The organism is Roseibium sp. MB-4 (assembly GCF_053005265.1).
Genome location: NZ_JBRKQB010000006.1, coordinates 23,156 through 43,265 on the forward strand (window position 1 = coordinate 23,156; position 20,110 = coordinate 43,265).

The window sequence follows — 20,110 nt, forward strand, 5'->3', positions numbered from 1 at the left end:
ATCAGGCCATGCCGTAATCTAGGAAGTCTTGATAGCTGCCGACCGTTGAAATCACGTGGCCTTCGTCCGTCACCCAACTGCGGGCATAGGTGTGGCTCGCCGAGTTGCCAATCGCCGACATGTCGATGATCACGAGCTCTGTCTGGAAATGTACAATCTCGATCGAATCGTTGTTGTGAATGAAGCTGGTGATGAAGTTGGTGACGCGCTGGTCGTAGTCCAGGATCTCGGCTCCGACCACAGAGACTGACGGAGCCTCTGGTAGAGAAGGCATATCCACGCCAGAAGATGGTGTGCCGCCAATCGTGTCCGAACCATCGGCCCCGTCTCCAAGCTCCTTCGAGCCCATATTTATTCCAGATACAGCCGCCAAGTCCGTGTCCAGATCTGGACCTTCCGAAACCACACTGGTTGCAACGTCCAGCTGGTCGAGAATTAGTTCGAAACCATCCCAGTCGAGTGTGGTTGAGACCATTTCCGAACCGAACGCGGAACCCGAGCTCAGCGTGTCCAGGACTTCAGCGACAACAAATTTGTCTTCGGTCGCCGGTTCAGAGCTTGCCTGCTGCTTGCTCTCTTCCTTGGAGGCCGCTGGCGTCGTTGAATCATCCGCCACTTTTTTCGCTGGTGCTGTTGCCTTCTCCTTCGTCTCGGACTGTACCTCGGCAGAATGTCCTGCAGACTGGTGTTTCTCGCCCGTGTCGGCTTGAACAGCAGTCCCGTCCTCCGCTGCAACCTCGGCCTGGCCATCAAACGCAACAGCCAAATCAGAGGTCAGATCCGCAAGATGGAGTTCGTAGTCGACGATCTCGGCGGTTTGCAGATCCAGCTCGCCGTTGAGATCGGCGAGGACCACTGGCCCGGCCTCCGCTGACGCGCTGATTTCAACGGCATGTTGGTCACCGTTCAGGCGGACGGTCTCAATGCCGGTCTCGGCCAGTTGGCGCAAAGCTGAATGCAGGCCCGCAATTGAAAATCCGGTTTCGCCGTCAGTCTGCTCGATCTCGGATTTGTTCTGGCCATAAAACCCGAAGCTGAAGGCGATGATGGCAAGGCTCGCCGAAACGGCCTGTGCGGCCGGAGACGCGGATGCAATCATTGCACTGAAGCTTGAGACCAGACGGTCGGAGCCGGACCGGTCCGCATCCGCAAAACTGACTGCCGTCTGTGCGGCCTGGTTGGCCACAGCGGTCTTGTCCGGGGCAAGGTCCGGAGCGGTGCCATCGATGTCTGTTGCTCCGATGTCTCCTGTGCCCGTATCGCTCTGATCCATCATCAAAAGCTGATCGACCGGAAGAATCATGTCCTCGGCAAGATCGCTGGCCGCTTCTGTCGCGCTGGCAATGTCGTCGGAGGCGAGATAGAGCGTCCAGATCAGGGCTGCGAGCAGTATCGATGGATGCAGGTGCACGCTTTTGTCGCGCAGCATCTTCGGACGGAAGCTGACAACGTTGCTGTTGTCGTCGGGCGCACGCAGGGCGGCGAGTTGCTTGACAAAGGTATCGATCAGGGTCGCGAAATCCGGCCCTTCCAGAAGCCCCGACAAGCCCGGGCTGTCGAGAAGATACCGGCCATCGGCGCGGGCAAGATGAACAAAGACATCGCCGTCTTCCCGGCAGAACACGAACCAGGGATCGTTCTCGTCGGTCACCCCGCGTCCGGTGGACAGCTTGATGCCCGCCTGAACCAGCAGCGATTCGACGCGGTAGAGATCTGCCAGTTCTTGGTTCGTCCAGTCACCTTCCGGGAAATTGTCTGCCGTTTCCGAAGGGCTGACCACAACCGTCCCGTCCACGGTGCTGCTGATCTGCGGCACTGGCATGACTTGCAGGTCCTGACAGGAAGCTGAGCCTTCAAGGTTTAGGCGGGACGTGTCGACGGTTGTTGACTGTATTTTGCCCGGGAAGGCAATGATTTCGACCATATGGCTGTCTCTATCCGTGATTTCGGCGGCACCCTACCGTTTCAGGGCCTTTTTCGTCCAGAGGAAATCACCTCTCACGGGACTGTGACCGAACAATGTCGACATAAATATCACAATTGCGCTGGATTTTGTACACCTTTTCCTGTACACATGGATGCATTGAGTAACAGAACCCTCGGGCAGGGCGGTCCATCATGCAGTTCCAGACAAACGCAAAAACAACGGACGACAAACGTCAAGAACTCCGTTTGCAGGCGGGTACATGGCTCAAGGCGGCCCGTGAAGAAGCCGGTCTGTCCCAGCGCGAGCTCGCCTCGAAAATGGGCGCTCTTTATTACACATTCATTTCGCAAATTGAGAGTGGCAAGGGCCGCTTGCCGGCAGATCGCTATGCTGTCTACGCAGAGGCGCTTGGGATCGACAGCCGTGAGTTCGCGATCAAAATGCTCGAGTTTTACGAGCCGACGACGCATCAACTCATTTTTAACCAAAAATCTGGCATTTAGTGCTTCAGCGCCGTTTGAGATAAAAGCTCCCTCAGACGGGTTGCGAATCGAATGTGCCACTGCTAATGGTGGCAAAAATTACGATGGCTCATCGAAAACGGTGGGTCTGAACGACCAGCCGGATCTCGCATCTGACATCACTCTGTCCCGCAGGATGATTAAAAACCTTTCACCTTTCAAAGAAAAATGTTAATTTCTTAGGCAATCACCCACTGCTTCCAGACATCTGGTCCTCATGGGTGGTGCTCAAAAAATCAAACACGCTTTGAGAGTGAATTGGGTCTTCTCCGGATCCGGTCCAATGCGCCTTTGCGGTAATTCTGCAACAGGCGTGTTTAATTCGGTAAGTGCTTTTAAATACTGCCGAATTTCTCCCAAAAAAATTGACTTTTCCCAAAAAAAATGCTTGTCACACATCCGGTACAGTGATAGCTGTACAGCAATCGCTGAACGGTCTGATTTGGCTGCGCAGCGATATGCGGTGGTCGGGGTTGATCACCCGGCGTACCAAGACGTGACGTCACAAAGTTAAGATCTTAGGAGAACGACAAATGTCTTTGTCATTTGACTCATCATTTTACCAGGCACAGCGCCCGGACGTGTATGACGCGTTCATCGCGACTGCCGGTTCGACTGGCCTGACCTGGGCTCAGTTCGCTCAGAACCACTACAACACATTCGGCCGTTTTGAAGGTTCCGACCCGTCGGCTTCCTTCGACACCAGCTACTACCTGGAAACATACCCGGACGTTGCTGCTGCTGGCGTCAACCCGTTTGACCACTTCCTGTCGAACGGTTCTCTGGAACAGCGCGTTCCTTACAACGACTTCCCGGCGTCTTCTTTCGTACCGGCGACCTACGCTGCTGCGAACCCGGATCTGGCCGCTGCTGGCCTCACCACTGACGGTCAGCTGTACCAGCACTGGGTCATCCATGGTCAGTTCGAAGGCCGTACAGGTGCACCGGACGTCTCCACGCCGAGCGCTGGTTCTACCTTCACGCTGACATCTGCTGTTGACACCATCACTGGTACCAACTTCGATGACACAATCAACGGTGTGATGGACAACGCAACTGCGTCCAACAACACCTTCTCGATTGTTGACACCATTGATGGCGCTGCTGGCACTGACACACTCAACGTCATCGTGAACGCTGCTGCTGCAAACGACGACGTTCCTGTTTCTGCAGTGACCAACGTTGAGCAGTTCTACGTCCGCAACATCACTGCTGTAGACGTTGACTTCAACGCTGCTGGTCAGACTGCTATCACACAGATCTGGAGTGACCGTTCTACCGGTTCTCTCGACATCGACGGCATGGCTGCTGGTGTAACTGTTGGTGTTCAGGGCGACGGCACAACTACCAACGCAAACGTCACCGCTGACTACGTTGCAACTGCTACCGCAGCTGCTCTCGCAGTCACAGGCGGCACCACAGCAGGTGCTGTTGACTTCGGCGGCGCTGGCCTCACATCTGCGACCATCACCGGCGTCGGCAACACTGCAAACACACTCGGCACGATCGACGTTGCAGGTGCAACCGCTGTGACTGTGACCTCTGCAGGTAACCTGACCACTGGCAACATCACAACGACCGGCACAAACGGTACGCTGACAGTTTCCGGCACAGGTGCAATCAACCTTGCAACGCTTGCTGCTGGTATCGACACTGTCGACGCTTCCGGCAACTCCGGCGGCTTCACCCTCATTCTCGACGGTGAAACAGACACCACTGTAACTGGTGGTACTGGCAACGACAGCTTCACCACTGGTGCTGCTCTCGGTACTGGTTCTGTCAATGCTGGCGACGGCACCGATACCCTGATCCAGGCTGCTACAGCTCACATCAACTCCACGACCCTGGGTGCGAAGTACACCAACTTCGAAACCCTTCAGGTCAACAACGGTGTCACCGTTGATCTGGACAACTACACCGGTTCTACATTGACCGCTGTTAACGTCCTTGAGACCGGTGGTGGTGCAACTGTCAACGACATGAACGCCACTCAGGGCGGCGCTGTTACCCTGCTTGGTGCAGCTAACGGTACCATCACACTCGGCATCTCCGGCGCAACAGGCGTTGGTCAGCTCGACACACTCGCAATCACCGTTTCTGACGGCGACACAACGACCAGCGAAAACATTGGTGCTTACACGCACACCTCGCTGGGTATCGAGACCCTGAACTTCACCGCGACCGATGACCTGACCATCAACTCGATGGCAGCGACCACCGGTGTGACCTCTCTGACGGTTACTGGTGCAGGCAATGCGTCCATCACAACTGGTGCAATGGCTGTTTCCGCTAACCTCGGTGTGGACTTCTCCGGTCTGACCGGTGCAAACACCTTCGACGCATCTGCTTCGACAGGTAACCCGTTTGCATTCACAGGTGGTTCTGGCGTTGACACAATTACCGATGGTGTGACAGGCGGCAACGTCTTGAACGGTGGCGCAGGCAACGACGTCATCACTCTGACCGACAAAACAGGTGGTTCTGCAACAACCACTGTTAACGGCGGTGCAGGTGCTGATGCCATCACCACCAACATGATCGGTAACACTGCTATCGACGCGATGCTGTTCCAGTACGCAGCTGGTGACTCTGTCTCCGACAGCTCCACCACCGGTATCAGCACGACGTTGACTGACACCATTGCGAACCTCGACGGTGCAACCTTGGCTGCTGCAGCTGGTGCGCAGGCTGAGTTCGATACAGAAGTTCAGGCAACTGCCGTTACCGCAGGTGCAACTGCTGTGAACTTCGGTGTAACGACCGTTACCAACGCTGGTGACTTCTTCGTCCACATCGCGAACGCAACCACCACCTACATCTATCAGGACACTGATGGCGACGGCATCATCGAATCCGGTGAATTCGCTGTGGCTCTGACAGGTATCCAGACAGATACTCTGCAGGCTGGTGACTTCACCGTCGCTGGTGGCGATCTGATCCTCGCAACCACATAATTGGTTGGATGGAAACAGTCTCCCTTTCGAGGGAAACGGAAACCCCGGCGCACCGCGCCGGGGTTTTTCTTTTGTTGGTTTGAGATGGAACTTGGCCAAGCCCATTGAACTTCTTGTCCAATGAACTTATGCCATAGTTGAGATATCCAGGCGCCGCCTCTGGGATCGGTGATCAATGTTTAGGAAAAGAAAATGAGTGAACAACCAGCAGGAAAAGTCACAATCGACGGCCGGGAGTATGCCGTGTCTGACCTCTCTCAGGATGCGCTGAACCAGCTGTCGTCCATGACGGTCGTGGATCGCAAGATCGGTGAGCTGCAGCAGCAGATTGCGATTTACCAGACAGCGCGCAACGCCTACGCCCAGGCCCTCGCCGCGGCCCTGCCGAAAGACTAAGTTTCTTAAAGCGCCCGATTGGGCACATAGTCAGTCTTAAAGACCCCTCCCTGCGAATTGCGGTGAGGGGTTTTTCTTTGCGGTCCGCCGGGCGTTTCGATGCCTGGCTCAAATCTGCACGCCCTTGTGTATCGTAACAGGTGCACTGCCTTTTCGGGGATACAGGCAACTGGTGCCACCTTTACAAAATGGCTGGCCGGTGTTGTCAGGCGCCAGAACCGCTTCTCGAATGGTGTTAAAGTGTATCCTCGACCCGGAGACCAGGTGATGATCACGTTGAGAAAACGATCCAGTCTCTTTTATCGGATTGCCATCGGAACCTTTGCCCTTGTGGTGCTTGGACTGACGGTGTTCACATCCGATCCGGGCGCGCAGGCCGAAGCTGAGCAACAAGCGGTCGATACCGCTCTTGAATCAGAGCTCTGCCGGGATGTGGGGCAGTGGGTGGTGCCGTCTTCAAAGACTGAACTCACGAACCGGGACGTGCTCGCGAAGGCAGTCGAATCGCGGGTCGTTCTGCTCGGGGAAACCCACACCTCAAAGGAAGATCATCTTTGGCAGCTGCAGACCCTGGCAGGGCTTTATGCCTTGACGCCGGAGCTGGTGATCGGGTTTGAGGCCTTTCCACGCAGCGTGCAGCCGGTACTTGATGACTGGTCCGCCGGGAAACTGTCCGAAGACGACTTTTTGCGCGAGACGAATTGGGCTGAGGTCTGGGGCTATGATGCGGATCTTTATATGCCTTTGTTTGAGTTTGCCCGGCAGAACCGCATTCCGATGGTTGCGCTCAACGTCGACCGTGGCCTGGTCTCCCGGGTTGGCCGGAACGGTTGGGACGCAGTGCCTGAGGATGAACGCGAGGGGATCACCAACCCCGCAGCGGCACGACCAGCCTATTCGGAGAGCCTTGCCTCGGTCTATCTCGCCGCCGCTGCCCATCGGCGCGATGCATCTGAAGAAGTTCAGACCGTGGAAGATGTTCTTGGAACGGAAGGCTTTCAGAACTTTGTCGATGCGCAGCTGACATGGGATCGCGCTATGGCGGAAGCTTTGGCGCTGTCTGCCGAGGCGAATCCAGCGGCTGTTGTGGTCGGGATTGTCGGGCGCGGGCATGTGGAGCGCGGCTTCGGTATCCCGCATCAGCTGGCGGATCTGGGAATATCTGCCGTAACGTCGCTTGTGCCGGTCGATCGTGACCGGGCCTGCGCCGGGTTGGAGCTGGATGTGGCAGACGCGGTTTTCCTGGTCGAGGACCGGGGGAATAATGCGCCCGTTCCGAACCGTCCACGCCTGGGAGTGGCCATTCAACCGGGGCCCGATGGCGGGCTGTTGCTGAGCGAAGTGGCCGCTGGAAGCATCGCGGAGGCCGCGGACTTGAGCGCAGGCGACATCGTCTTGAGCGCCGCCGGAGCAGAGCTGAAGACCCCGTCCGACCTGGTGGAGATCATTCAGCGCCAGGCACCGGGCACGTGGTTGCCGCTTGATATCGACCGGAACGGGGAGCGCCTGACGCTGATTGCAAAGTTTCCCTCTGATCGGGAAAGCGTTCAGTGATCCGCCCCCTTCAAATCGCGCTCGCTGTTTTCCTGTGTCTGACCGGCACAGTCGTTGCCAAAGACCGCGCGAAGCTGCCGCATTACGACATTACCGCTGAGCTTGATCCAGAAACTGGCGCGTTGAGCGTCGAGGTTACGATCACTGGAGTTGACGGCGGGCCACTTGCCCTCCGCCGGGCGGACTGGCTGACTATCGAAAAGGTCGCCGTCGCGGGGAGTGCACATGCTTTCACCCCGCAGCAACGAGGCTTTATCGTTCCACTCTCCGGTGTTGGACCACACGAATTGGTCATCAGCGCGAGCGGCACAATCCCGGCGCTGGCCTCCGGCGGCCGACGCAGTGGAGCCGGATCGGCGGTCTCAGGTGCGGACGGCGTATTCCTGTCTGGTTACAGCGGCTGGTTTCCTTGGGACGGGTCGGCACCGTTTTCCTACCGCCTGAGCGTCTCGGTACCGACGGGGACCAAGGCCGTCTCGCCCGGCAAGATATTGCAAGAAACTGAAACGGCGGGCAGCTACACTGCGGTCTTTGCGTCGGAAAAAGCCTTTGAGGCCCCGTCCCTGTTTGCAGGCCCCTATGAAATAGGTGAGCGAGACGTCGGCGGCATTCGGGTGCGGACCTACTTTCCTACGGAAATAGCTGGGTTTTCAGATGACTATCTGGACGCTGCGGGGCGCTATCTCACTCGCTTCAGCGCGGGAATCGGACCTTATCTTTATGAAGACTTTCATATCATTTCCTCGCCGCTGCCCGTCGGTTTGGCCTTTGTCAATCTGACATATATCGGCGAGATGATCGTTCCCCTGCCCTTCATGAAAGGCCGGTCGCTGGCCCACGAAGTCCTGCACAATTGGTGGGGCAACGGGGTCTATGTCGATTATCCGAGCGGCAACTGGTCGGAAGGCCTCACCACCTTCATGGCGGATTATGGGCTGGCAAAGGATCAAGGGCCTGAGGCTGCCAAAACCATGCGGCTGCAATGGCTTCGTGATTATGCGGCCTTGCCGGAAAGCCGGGATGAGCGCGTCCGGGATTTCATCGGAAAAGAGCATCAGGCCGCGCAAATCATTGGCTACAACAAGGCCGCTTTTCTGTTTCACATGCTGCAAATGGAAATCGGCCAAGAGAGGTTTGCAAAAGGGCTTCAGCAGTTCTGGTCTGACTACAGGTATGAAATGGCCAGCTGGTCAAACATGAAAAGCGTTTTTGAAACGGTCTCAGATAAGGACCTGACTGCCTTTTTCGATCAATGGCTGGATCGCGTTGGCGCCCCCGAGCTGACACTTGCCGAGGTTCAAACGGAGCAAATGGGCGACGACTACCTGACAAGGGTGACCATCCGGCAAAGCACGCCGGCCTATTCGCTCTTGGTGCCGGTGGAGCTGGAAACGCTGTCGGAAACAATACGGGAACTAAAGCGGCTTGATGGACCGGAAGCCGTCTTTGAGTTTCAGACCGGAGAACCGGTCAAAAGTGTACATGTTGATCCGGACTTTGACCTGTTCCGCCGACTGCTTCCCGGCGAGACAATGCCGATTATGCGTGACATCACGCTCGCACCCAGCGTCACAATGCTCAGCCTGTATGATGATGGGCTAGCGGATCAGGCGTTAAGTCTCGCAAATGGTCTTATGGACCGCGGATGGACTGCGGAAATTGTTGCAGAAGCACCTGATCTCACACAGGCGGGTTCACGTCCGTTGATCGTTGTGGGGGAGCCCACAGAACTGGCGGAATTTGTGGAAGACAATGCAATCGCTCCGGTTCCAGACAACGTGGCAGTAGGGGCATTGACCGCCTGGGCGGCCCGGTCGCCGGTAGGAGCCCCTGTCCTCCTCATTGCGGCGGACGATGCCGAGACCTTACGGTCTGCGCGCCGGTCTCTCCGGCACTATGGGCGGCAAAGTTATGTGGTTTTGAGCGGCGGCAAAGCCCCTCAAAGAGGTATCTGGCCCGTGGCCTCAAGCCCACTGATGAAAAAAGTGACGAAATAAGGCATCTCTGACCACAAACAAAAAACGGCGGCCAAGGGCCACCGTTTTGAGCTCTCAATGTCGTGAGCCATCCGCGCGGCTTATTCTTCGCGCAAGCTCTTCCAGATCGCATCCGTGATCGGAGAGATCATGTAATCGACCACCGTACGCTCACCGGAAGTGATCAACACATCAGCGGGCATACCGGCGCTGAGGCGGCCGCGGACATCCTCGGGTAGCGAATCTTTGCTAACCTGAACGCGGGCGAGATAATAAGGGCTCTGCCGTGTGTCTTCTGGGGTGATAGTGCCTCTAGAAACGGTCAGCACTTCGCCTTCAATGATCGGCATCAGCCGTGACGGGAAGGAGGTGAACTTCACTTCCGCAGTCAAACCCTCGGACACACTGTCGATGTCCAGCGGCTGGACGCGAGCGTTGATGATCATCTCATCCGTGTCCGGAACGATCTCAAGCAGCGTCTGGCCGCGCTGGATTACAAAACCGTTCAGCTTAATGTTCTGAGCGACACCGTCGATTGGCGCGCGGATCTTGGTCCGGTCCAAAATATCCTGAGCGACCTTGCTCTGTTCACGCAGTTCCTGGATCTGGCCGTAGATTTCCTTGTATTCGGTCGAAGCGCGCTCCCGGAATTCCTGGCGCGTTTGCAGCATCTGGAATTCGGTTTCGCCGATTGATTTTTCGACCTTAGCAATCTCGGTGTCCATGCTGGCAACGAAGGCTTTTACCTCGATGTATTCGTCTTCATAGGTGGCAAAGAGGTTCTTCTGGATCGAACCGCTTTCCAGACCTTCTCTCAGGCGATCAAGACGCCCAAGCAGAACTTTTGCGCGGGCTTCAAAGGCTTCTTTCTGTTCGCCGAGACCGAGTTTTTCGCGTTTCAACTGATCCACGCGGTTGGTCAGGATATCCTGCTGGGATTTCAAGATAGAGGTCCGGTCGTCGAATATCCGTTGCTGGTCTGCGACCGCATCGACGACTTCCGGTGTTTTGTCGGCGAGCAGCGACTCTTTGAACTCAATGTGGTCTTCCAGATTGCGTTCGGCCTTCAGCCGCGCCTCTACAGCTTCAGCGATCCGCAGGCGGATCGTGACGACCTGAAGGTTGGCGCGCGCCTCAACGTCGCGCAGTTCGATCAGCACATCGCCTGCCTTGACCACCTGGCCTTCGGCGACGTCCTTTTTCATGACGATGCCGCCTTCCAGGTGCTGGACTTCGCGGCGGTTCGCCTCGACCTCGACTTCTCCGGAGGCGATGACAGCTTTGTCGAGCTTGGCGATCGCCGCCCATGCACCGACGACGCCGAACGTCAGAAGGATCGTCGCGTAGCCCGCAATGATGAACGGCCTCGGATTCGCGCTTGCTTTCCGTTTTTGTTTCATGGTCATCACTCTTTACGCCGGCTTTTGGGCCGGAACCTTGACCTGGCCAACCGGAACAGTGGCGGGTGTTGCCGCCGGTTGCGGGGCTTGTGCATTTCCGGCTGCGGCCGGCTTGAAGAGTTCTTGAGGCGTGGTGAAAGCCTGCATCTGACCTTCGCGCATCACCAGAACCCGGTCACATATGGCAAGGAGATTTGTTTTATGTGTGACGAGCACAACTGTGATCTTCTGCTCTTTCATCGCCTTGATGGCTTCCAGAAGCGCGTTTTCACCATCGCTATCGAGGTTTGAATTCGGCTCGTCGAGAATCATAATTCGCGGCATGCCGAACATCGCCCGTGCCAGACCAACACGTTGGCGCTGACCGCCGGATAGCTGCTGTCCATTGTCCCCGACCTGGGTTTCGTACCCGTCCGGCAAGCGCAGGATCATGTCGTGCACACCGGCAAGCTGAGCGGCCTTGACAACCTCTTCGGATTCGCCGCCGGTGAAGCGGGAAATGTTTTCCGCGATCGTGCCGGCGAACAGTCGGACTTCCTGTGGCAGGTAGCCGAGATGTTGGCCAAGCTGGTCTGCGTTCCAGTGGGCAATGTCCGCGCCGTCGATCCGGACTGTACCGACAGCTGCCGGCCAAACACCAACGAGGTGGCGGATCAAGCTCGATTTACCAGATCCAGACGGCCCGATAACCGCGATAGTTTCGCCAGGGTTGATCTGAAAGTTGAGGTTCTTCAGAAATGCAGTGCGAGTGCCCGGGAGAACCGAAGACAGGTTTTCAGCATTGATGACGCCTTTTGGGTCCGGCAGCTCGGTGCGCTGCTCATCACCGGGGACAGAGTCGAACAGGCCTTTGAGGCGGGCATGGGCCTGCCGGGCGGCAACGAACGTCTTCCACTGCTGGACGCCCTGTTCGACCGGCTGAAGCGCGCGGCCCATCATGATCGACGCAGCAATCATGATGCCGGGGGAAATTTCCTGCTTGATTGCGAGATAACCACCAAGACCCAGAATGGCGGACTGGATGGTCATCCGGAAGAACTTCTGGAAGGTCAGGATCGCGCCGGCTTTGTCGCTGGCATCGGCCTGCGCGCCGAGCACGGAGCCGTGGCGGTCCCGCCAGCGGTCACCGAGGGCTTTTTCCATACCCATCGCTCGGATGACTTCGGCGTTTTGAAGAACGGCGCCAGCAAACTGGTTGGCGCCCTGGGACGCCGTGTTCGCGTCCTTCAAAGGCTTTCTGGTTGCAAACTCGTTGATGATGGCGAGTGCAAAGATGATCAGTGCCCCGCCAAGTGCGACGAAGCCAAGCCACGGATGGAAAATAAAACAAACCGCAATGAAGACCGGTGTCCACGGTGCATCGAAGAAAGCCAGGATGCCTGTGCCGGTCAAAAACTCGCGGATCTTGTCGCCGTCAGCCAGAATGAATTCGGCGCCAGCTTTCGGGTTGGAGAGGCGCAGCTTGACCGCACGGCTGAACAATGACTCGGAAAGGACGTTGTCAAACTGCTGACCGGCGCGCACGAGCATGCGCGAGCGAATGAATTCAAGAACGCCATAAATGATCAACAGGAATAGGATGATGATCGAGATCATCAGAAGCGTTGTTTCGTTACGACTTCCCAAGACCCGATCGTAGATCTGCAACATGTAGATCGGCGAAGCGAACAACAGCATGTTGATGCAAAAACTGAAGACGAAAGTTGTGAAAATAATGGCTCGAAATTTGCCGTAAGCGGCCTGGAGCGGTGTCTTCGATACCATTTGGGTTCCTAATTTTGCTTCGCTGAAGAAACGTACCATATTCGGCGCCAAATTGCCGAAATCAATTTGCCGACGTTCTTATAAGATTAAATGTGGCAATGCAATGAAAGCACCGGCGGGTTTCGTATGGTCTCAAGAATTAGTATTGGTTGTGACTGTAAAGTGACTGTCGCCGGGTCAATCAACGCGCCAGCTCTCCTGACACTGTTTAAGACGCGCCAAAACCCGGGTTGTTGCCCCTCTCTTGAGTATGTGAAAAGGGTTAACAGAAGGGTTAATGCGCGCAATCGGAAACCCTACAGCTTGAGGTATTCCACGCTTGCAATCTCGTTGCAGTTTGCTGACAGTCCTTTTGACATGGAATGCGCTTGGGTTTGTAATGCTCGCGTGACTGGGCTGTGACTGCGCCGGGGTTGTCAATTTCCGGGGGTATGGAGTCTCAACATGGCAACAAATTATTACTTGAATACGTCGGAAGACACCATCGATGGCGATGAGCTGACGCTCTACAATCTGATTATGGACTATCGGGGGACGCTCGGTTTGAGCACCATTCCCCTCTCCGCCGGGCTTACGGCGACCGCCGGACGGCATGTGCTGGATACCGTCTACAACACCGGCGCCTATGAGGGGCATTCCTGGAGCGACGCGCCTTATAGCAGCTCCGATTCAAGCACCTACACCAATATGTGGGATGCACCCACCCGTATCGGAACAAGTTACACCAGCAATGGCTATGAAATCAGCACCGGTTATGTCGGATCCTTTGTGACCAACACGATCATGACGGCTGCCAACGCTTTGGCGAATTGGCAATCATCCTCCGGGCACAATGATGTCATCACCAATCAATCGCCTTGGCTGCAGGATTGGCTTGCGATTGGTATCGGCATGCACAAGGGCGTTGCGCATGTCTGGTTCGGGCACGCCACAGATCCGGGCGGAACACCGACGATCGATACATCTGTTTCCGATTCCGGTTCGGAAACCTTTGTCACTCTGCCTGTCGATACCGCCGATGCAGATGGTAGCCCTTATCAAATCTATCGATTTTACAACACGCTGACGGGCTCGCACTTCTTCACTACCAGCATTGAAGAGCGCAATTCGGTCATCACCAACACTCCGACTATGACCTATGAGGGCAATGCATTTGATTCAAACGCGACAGAAACGGGCGGCGGTGCGGCAGTTTATCGGTTCTATAATAACTCAAACGGTATACATTTTTACACAGCTAGTGCTGACGAAGCGGCGAACATTCGCAATAACCTGCCGCAATTCGTAGATGAGGGCATTGTCTACTATGCCAGCCTGACAGCTGATGGCGGCGGCACAGCTCTTTACCGGTTTCTGAATACCCAGAACGGGTCGCATTTTTATACGACTTCGGAAACCGAACGCGACAACACCATCGCGACCCTTGGCCATTACACGTATGAGGGCGTCGCCTATTACGTTGATCTGGCTTAAGCGCCACGAGACAATTAGTGTCGGCGGCCGTTGTTGAGTAAAAACAAAATGGCGAATCCCGCATTCGGTTGACGGAAACCGCGAAATTCGTTGACCTCACCCCGTGATCATCGTATGCGATGGCCGCAAAATCCGATGATCACCGAAGGCTCATAATAGTTGGTTTATTCGGTTGGTAGACACCGGACACTAGCACATCTTGTCCCAATGGCCTTTTGAATATCCCAATTCAGGTGAGCGACCTTTAGATATGAGCGGAAACGTCACACTCATTCATCCACGCCGTTTTGGTGACGATCGTGGCTGGTTTACCGAAAGCTACAACAAGCAAAAGCTGGAGCCGCTCGGGATTGCCTGTGACTTCGTTCAGGACAATCACTCGCTGTCCGTGCCGACCGGGACACTGCGCGGCCTTCATTTCCAGACGCCACCCTTTGCGCAAGACAAGCTTGTGCGCTGCATCCGGGGCAAGATCTTTGATGTCGCCGTCGACATCCGCAAGGGCTCGCCGACCTATGGCAAATGGATTGGCGTGGAACTGTCTGCGGAAAACGGCGATCAGTTGCTGGTTCCCGCTGGTTATGCCCACGGTTTCGTGACGCTGGAAGATAACACCGAGGTGACCTACAAGGTCTCCAACTACTATGCCCCGCACAACGATGCTGGGCTGATGTGGAGTGATGCCGATATCGGCATCGACTGGCCGCTCGCTGATGGAGCCGAGCCGATCCTCAGCGGCAAGGACACGAAGCATCCAGGGCTTGCCGACTTCGACTCTCCGTTCGACTACGACGGCACTCCGATGACCCTTGTCGAGATCGAGCCGTAAGATCATGACGAGAATTTTGATCACGGGCGGAACGGGCCAGGTTGGCGGCTCTTTGGCCAAGCTGGATTGGCCGGACGGCACTGAATTGGTCTTGCCCTCCCGCTCTGAACTCGATCTCAGCTCCGCCGATCAGATCAGCGGTTATGTCCGTGCTGGCGGGTTTGATGCGATCATCAGCTCCGGTGCCTATACAGCGGTCGACAAGGCCGAAGACGATCTTTTGACCGCGTTCAAGGTCAACGGTCTGGCCGCGGCCGCCTTTGCAGAGGCTGCAAAAGAGCTCGACATTCCGCTGGTTCATATCTCCACGGACTATGTCTTTGATGGCGGCAAGACCGGCCGCTACGTCGAGACAGATCCGATTGACCCGCAAGGTGTCTATGGCGCGTCGAAAGCGGCCGGGGAACTTGCGATCCAGTCCTCAGGCTGCCGACATGTGATCCTGCGCACCGCCTGGGTGTTTTCCGCAATTGGCGCCAACTTCGTCAAGACGATGATCCGCCTGGCCGACCGGCCGCAACTCAGTGTGGTGGACGATCAGACCGGTTGCCCGACCGCAGCACCTGACATTGCCCGGGCCGCTCAGGCGATCATCCTGCGCCAGCTCAAGGAAAAAGACGCACCAAGCGGAGTCTACCATTACTGCGGCGATGAGGCTGTGACCTGGTTCGGCTTTGCCTCGGAAATCTTCCGTCTCCTAGAGGCGCGTGGCCTGGCTGTTCCAGCCGTCGCTCCGATCCCGACCAAGGACTATCCGACACCAGCCAAACGCCCGGCGAATTCCGCGTTGGACACGTCCAGGCTGACCCAAGATTTTGGCATTGAGCCCTGTCAATGGCGCGCCGCCTTGGCCAGCACCGTTGAGGAACTGATGGGCGACGAACAAGAAGGTTTATCGTGATGAAGGGTATTATTCTCGCAGGCGGGTCCGGCACCCGGCTTCATCCGGCAACGCTCGCGGTCAACAAACAGCTGATGACCATTTACGACAAGCCGATGATCTATTATCCGCTGTCGGTTCTGATGCTCGCCAAGATCCGCGAGATCTTGATCATCTCCTCGCCGGAGTTCATCGACAGCTATAAGCGCCTTTTCGGTGATGGCAGCCAGCTGGGCCTTAAGATCTCTTATAAAATCCAGCCGAGCCCGGATGGACTGGCGCAGGCCTTCACGCTCGGCGAAGAATTCATTGGCGATGATGATGTGGCGCTGATCCTCGGCGACAACATCTATTATGGTGCCGGCCTGACCACTTTGCTCGATCGCGCCACCAGCCGCACCGAAGGCGCTACAGTCTTTGCCTATGAAGTCGACGATCCGGAGCGCTACGGCGTGGCGGAACTTGATTCAGAAGGTCGGGCAATCTCGCTGGAAGAAAAGCCGGCCCAGCCGAAGTCGCGGCTCGCGGTGACGGGTCTTTATTTCTACGACAACAAGGTCGTGGACTACGCCAAGAACCTGAAGCCGTCGGCGCGCGGGGAATACGAGATCACCGATCTCAACCGGATCTACATGGAAGCGGGCAATCTCTTCGTGGAGCGTATGTCCCGTGGCTACGCCTGGCTCGACACCGGCACCCATGACAGCCTTCTGGAAGCGGGCGAGTTCGTGCGCACCATCCAGAAGCGGCAGGGTCTTAACGTCGCTTGTATTGAGGAGATCTCCTATCTCAACGGCTGGATGACAAAGGACGAGCTTTTGAAATTCGCCGAGATGTTCCAGAAGACAGCCTACGGCAAATATCTCAAGAAGGTTGCGGATGACGGAACGACTGCGCTTTAAAGCCACCATCGAGATTTAAGGGTTTCAGGTAAAATCATGACGCGTGTAATTGTCACCGGCGGTGCCGGCTTCATCGGATCCGCAGTGGTCCGCCATCTTGTCCGCAATGTCGGGGCTGAGGTCCTGACCATCGACAAGCTGACCTATGCCGGCAATCTGGATTCCTTGCGTGAGGTCGACAATGCGCCGAACCACAAGTTCCTGAAGGAAGACATCTGCGCCGGGCCGGAGATGATCCAGGCGGTGGCCGAGTTCCAGCCGGACTACATCATGCATCTTGCGGCCGAAAGCCATGTGGATCGCTCGATCACCGGCGCTGCCGAGTTCGTTCAGACCAACGTGGTCGGCACAATGGCGATGCTAGAAGCCGCGCGCGCCTACTGGAACAGCCTGGAAGGCGAAAAGAAAGACACCTTCCGCTTCCTGCACGTCTCCACCGATGAAGTCTACGGATCGCTCGGCGACGATGGCCTCTTCAAGGAAACCACCCCATACGATCCGTCCTCACCCTACTCTGCCTCCAAGGCCGCGAGTGATCATTTGGCGATCGCCTGGCATCGGACCTATGGCCTTCCGGTGGTCCTCTCCAACTGCTCCAACAATTACGGCCCGTATCACTTCCCGGAAAAACTCATTCCGCTGATGATCCTGAACGCGCTCGACGGTAAGCCGCTGCCGATCTACGGCACGGGCATGAATGTGCGCGACTGGCTCTATGTTGATGATCACGCAAAGGCGCTTTACACGATCGTCTCCAAGGGTCGTCTTGGCGAGAAATACAATGTTGGCGGGCGCAACGAGCGCACCAATCTCGACGTGGTCAAGACGATTTGCGCGATCCTCGACAAGCACAGCCCAAAGACCGCGCCGCACGAACGCCTGATCACCTACGTCGAAGACCGCCCGGGCCACGATGCGCGCTATGCGATCGATGCGACCAAACTGGAAACCGAACTTGGCTGGCGCGCGGAAGAAAACTTCGATACTGGCATTGAGAAGACCATCAAGTGGTATCTGGAAAACGACTGGTGGTGGGGCCCGCTCCGCAACAAGGTCTACTCCGGAACACGCCTTGGACTGGTGAAGTAATCCGGGCCAACAGACAGACTTTCAAGAATGGCGGATGGCAACATGCTTCCGCCATTTTGCAAATCTAGTGGCTGCGCCATAGCCGGAAACGGGTCGTGCCATCGGAACATACTTGAGATCTTCCGATTGATACCGTATTCCGCGCAGAACCCGCATAAACTACGAAAACAGTCCGAATGAAACTGATAAAAAAATCTCCAGGAACTGGTGAATGACCTTGGCAGGCAAGACCACACCAGCAAGCAAATTCAATCAATATATGAATATTGCTGCACCACTGTTCCAAAGGGACATGCTGGGCCGTTACCGCGGTTCCGTCATGGGGCTCGCGTGGACGTTCTTTGTTCCGCTCCTGATGCTGGCCATCTTCACTTTCATGTTCGGTACGGTCTTCCAAATGCGATGGGCGGCCAAGGGGGCGCCGGCAACCGACGGTACTCTTGGATTTGCGTTGACCCTTTTTATCGGATTGATCACGCACAGTTTTATTTCGGAGGTCATTACCCGGGCGCCGAGCATCATTGTCTCTAACGCCAATATGGTGAAGCGTCTGGTCTTTCCGCTTGAGATTTTTCCGGTAATGGTCGTTTCTACCGCACTGCTTCAGTACTTCGTCGGATTGTTTATTTTCCTGGCGTTTAAGCTGTTTGTGACCGGGTCAATATCAATTGGCACTCTCTGGCTGCCGGTTATCATACTCCCGTTTACAATTCTGTTGTGTGGCATTTCGTGGTTGATTGCAGGCGCATCGGTGTATCTTCGCGATATCGGCCAGCTTATGGGCCTTGCGGCGACCGTTCTGCTGTTTATGTCGCCTGTTTTCTATCCGCTCTCGATGCTGCCGGACCATCTTTGGCCGATATTTATGTTCAATCCGCTGACCTTCATCATTGAGCAGTCCCGCCACGTGGTCTTCACCGGCACGGCGCCGGATTGGACGGGGCTTGCCATTTATTATGTTGTTTCGCTTGGCGTCGCTGCCGCCGGTTTTGCCGCGTTCCAGCGCATGAGACGAGGATTTTCCGATGTCCTCTGACACCAAAAAACAAAACGTCATCGAAGTCTCCGGACTGACGAAAAAGTTCCGTCTGTACACTCGCCAGATCCACCGGCTTGCCGAGTTGGTCAGCTTTGGTAAGCGCAAGTATCATACGCGCTTCACTGCACTGGAAAGCGTGTCTTTCAACGTCGCCAAGGGGGAGGCAGTCGGCATCATCGGCCGCAACGGTTCTGGAAAATCAACGCTGTTGCAATTGATCTGCGGCACGCTGACGCCGACCGAAGGCAACGTCAATATTCATGGTCGGGTGGCCGCTCTTCTGGAGCTCGGCGCAGGTTTCAACCCCGATTTCACCGGCCGGGAAAATGTCTATCTTAACGCCGCTTTGTACGGGCTGAGCAAGGCAGAAATCGATGATCGGTTCGAAGATATTGTCGCCTTTGCTGATATTGGCCAGTTTATTGAACAGCCTGTTAAGACATATTCCAGCGGAATGTTCGTGCGTTTGGCGTTTGCAGTTATTGCCCATGTCGACGCCGACATTCTGGTGATTGATGAAGCTTTGGCGGTAGGTGACGCCGCTTTCGGCCAGAAATGCATGCGGTATTTGAGAAAATTTCGCGAAAACGGCACGATCCTCTTTGTTAGCCACGATACTGCGGCCGTCATTGGTCTTTGTGACAGGGCGATCTGGCTGGATGGCGGTGAACTCAAGGCGGAAGGCAGCGCCAAGGCGGTCTGCGAACTCTATTTCGGCGAAATGTTCCAGGATGATGCTCAACCGTCCGAGGAAGCTGACAGCGGTGCAACAGGCGATGAAAAAAACGCTTCTGCCTCGGACGACAGGCTGATTGTGCCTCCGGAAGACTGGATTGACAGCCGTAGCGGCTGGGTGAATGCCAGCAATTTGCGCAACGATCTGGAGGTTTTTGCCTTCAAGGAGAACAACGGTGGCGATTTTGGTGCGGGGGGCGCCCGGATAACCGATGTTCGGTTTACCGACCCGCAAGGCAAGCCATACCGCTGGATCATCGGTGGTGAAGAGACGATCCTGTCCTGCGAAATCAAGGCGGAAAAGGATCTGGATCAACCGATCGTTGGCTTCTATATCAAGGACCGGCTCGGCCAGGCGCTCTTTGGCGACAACACATACCTAACCACGTCTCAGGAAAACGGCACGTCAAGTGTCAGTATCAAGGCCGGCACAACCTTCTCTGCGAAGTTTCGCTTCCCGATGCCGGTCTTGCCAAAAGGATCTTACGTGATCGCCGTTGCTGTGGCGGACGGAACCCAGGAAGACCACGTGCAGCATCACTGGATGCATGATGCATTGATCTTCAAATCGCACTCAAGCCAGACCGTTAGTGGGCTTATGGGAATTCCGATGCTGGATATTTCTTTGGTCACAGCCAATGGCAATCCCGGCGATTAGTCTTTAAAAGCGC

The 20,110-nt window shown here is 56.0% G+C and carries 15 protein-coding genes; 12 read left to right on the forward strand and 3 right to left on the reverse strand.

Features of this window, described 5'->3' with window-relative positions:
- Position 1: 1 nt before the first annotated feature.
- Positions 2-1,924: a hypothetical protein gene (locus tag ACVDG4_RS23400; RefSeq protein ID WP_447236860.1), complete on the reverse strand. Its 1,923-nt coding sequence runs from the start codon at positions 1,922-1,924 to the stop codon at positions 2-4.
- 194 nt (positions 1,925-2,118) lie between these two features.
- On the opposite strand from ACVDG4_RS23400, the gene ACVDG4_RS23405 reads away from it, so the two are divergent.
- From ACVDG4_RS23405 to ACVDG4_RS23425, 5 genes are all read left to right on the forward strand, one after another.
- A complete protein-coding gene (locus tag ACVDG4_RS23405) occupies positions 2,119-2,430 on the forward strand; it encodes a helix-turn-helix domain-containing protein (protein ID WP_447236861.1) in 312 nt (103 codons plus the stop codon).
- 551 nt (positions 2,431-2,981) lie between these two features.
- Positions 2,982-5,402, forward strand: coding sequence for a beta strand repeat-containing protein (locus ACVDG4_RS23410; RefSeq protein ID WP_447236862.1), 2,421 nt, complete (start codon positions 2,982-2,984; stop codon positions 5,400-5,402).
- Between the two features lie 192 nt (positions 5,403-5,594).
- Complete coding sequence (locus ACVDG4_RS23415) at positions 5,595-5,798, forward strand: DUF6447 family protein (RefSeq protein ID WP_447236863.1); 204 nt, start codon at positions 5,595-5,597, stop codon at positions 5,796-5,798.
- Positions 5,799-6,065: 267 nt separating this feature from the next.
- Positions 6,066-7,352 (forward strand): ChaN family lipoprotein, encoded by a 1,287-nt coding sequence (locus tag ACVDG4_RS23420; protein WP_447236864.1) that lies wholly within the window; start codon positions 6,066-6,068, stop codon positions 7,350-7,352.
- Positions 7,349-9,349: a M1 family metallopeptidase gene (locus ACVDG4_RS23425; RefSeq protein WP_447236865.1), complete on the forward strand. Its 2,001-nt coding sequence runs from the start codon at positions 7,349-7,351 to the stop codon at positions 9,347-9,349. The genes ACVDG4_RS23420 and ACVDG4_RS23425 overlap by 4 nt, the downstream gene beginning before the upstream one ends.
- Before the next feature lie 80 nt (positions 9,350-9,429).
- Here ACVDG4_RS23425 and ACVDG4_RS23430 read toward each other — a convergent pair whose 3' ends face one another.
- A complete protein-coding gene (locus tag ACVDG4_RS23430) occupies positions 9,430-10,728 on the reverse strand; it encodes an HlyD family type I secretion periplasmic adaptor subunit (RefSeq protein ID WP_447236866.1) in 1,299 nt (432 codons plus the stop codon).
- Positions 10,729-10,740: 12 nt separating this feature from the next.
- The gene (locus tag ACVDG4_RS23435) at positions 10,741-12,492 is read right to left on the reverse strand and encodes a type I secretion system permease/ATPase (RefSeq protein ID WP_447236867.1); all 1,752 of its coding nucleotides are present in this window, start codon (positions 12,490-12,492) and stop codon (positions 10,741-10,743) included.
- Between the two features lie 444 nt (positions 12,493-12,936).
- On the opposite strand from ACVDG4_RS23435, the gene ACVDG4_RS23440 reads away from it, so the two are divergent.
- From ACVDG4_RS23440 to ACVDG4_RS23470, 7 genes are all read left to right on the forward strand, one after another.
- Positions 12,937-13,965: a hypothetical protein gene (locus tag ACVDG4_RS23440; protein WP_447236868.1), complete on the forward strand. Its 1,029-nt coding sequence runs from the start codon at positions 12,937-12,939 to the stop codon at positions 13,963-13,965.
- A gap of 250 nt (positions 13,966-14,215) precedes the next feature.
- A complete protein-coding gene (gene rfbC / locus ACVDG4_RS23445) occupies positions 14,216-14,794 on the forward strand; it encodes a dTDP-4-dehydrorhamnose 3,5-epimerase (protein ID WP_447236869.1) in 579 nt (192 codons plus the stop codon).
- Positions 14,795-14,798: 4 nt separating this feature from the next.
- Positions 14,799-15,695, forward strand: coding sequence for a dTDP-4-dehydrorhamnose reductase (gene rfbD, locus ACVDG4_RS23450; protein ID WP_447236870.1), 897 nt, complete (start codon positions 14,799-14,801; stop codon positions 15,693-15,695).
- Positions 15,695-16,576, forward strand: coding sequence for a glucose-1-phosphate thymidylyltransferase RfbA (gene rfbA / locus ACVDG4_RS23455; protein WP_447236871.1), 882 nt, complete (start codon positions 15,695-15,697; stop codon positions 16,574-16,576). Before rfbD ends, rfbA begins: the two co-directional genes overlap by 1 nt.
- Before the next feature lie 36 nt (positions 16,577-16,612).
- On the forward strand, positions 16,613-17,665 hold the full coding sequence (gene rfbB / locus ACVDG4_RS23460) for a dTDP-glucose 4,6-dehydratase (RefSeq protein ID WP_447236872.1): 1,053 nt from the start codon (positions 16,613-16,615) through the stop codon (positions 17,663-17,665).
- Positions 17,666-17,876: 211 nt separating this feature from the next.
- Positions 17,877-18,701, forward strand: a complete 825-nt coding sequence (locus tag ACVDG4_RS23465) for an ABC transporter permease (RefSeq protein WP_447236873.1) — start codon at positions 17,877-17,879, stop codon at positions 18,699-18,701.
- Positions 18,691-20,097 carry an ABC transporter ATP-binding protein gene (locus ACVDG4_RS23470; RefSeq protein WP_447236874.1) on the forward strand — a complete coding sequence of 469 codons (1,407 nt, stop codon included), beginning with the start codon at positions 18,691-18,693 and terminating at the stop codon, positions 20,095-20,097. Before ACVDG4_RS23465 ends, ACVDG4_RS23470 begins: the two co-directional genes overlap by 11 nt.
- Positions 20,098-20,110: the final 13 nt, after the last annotated feature.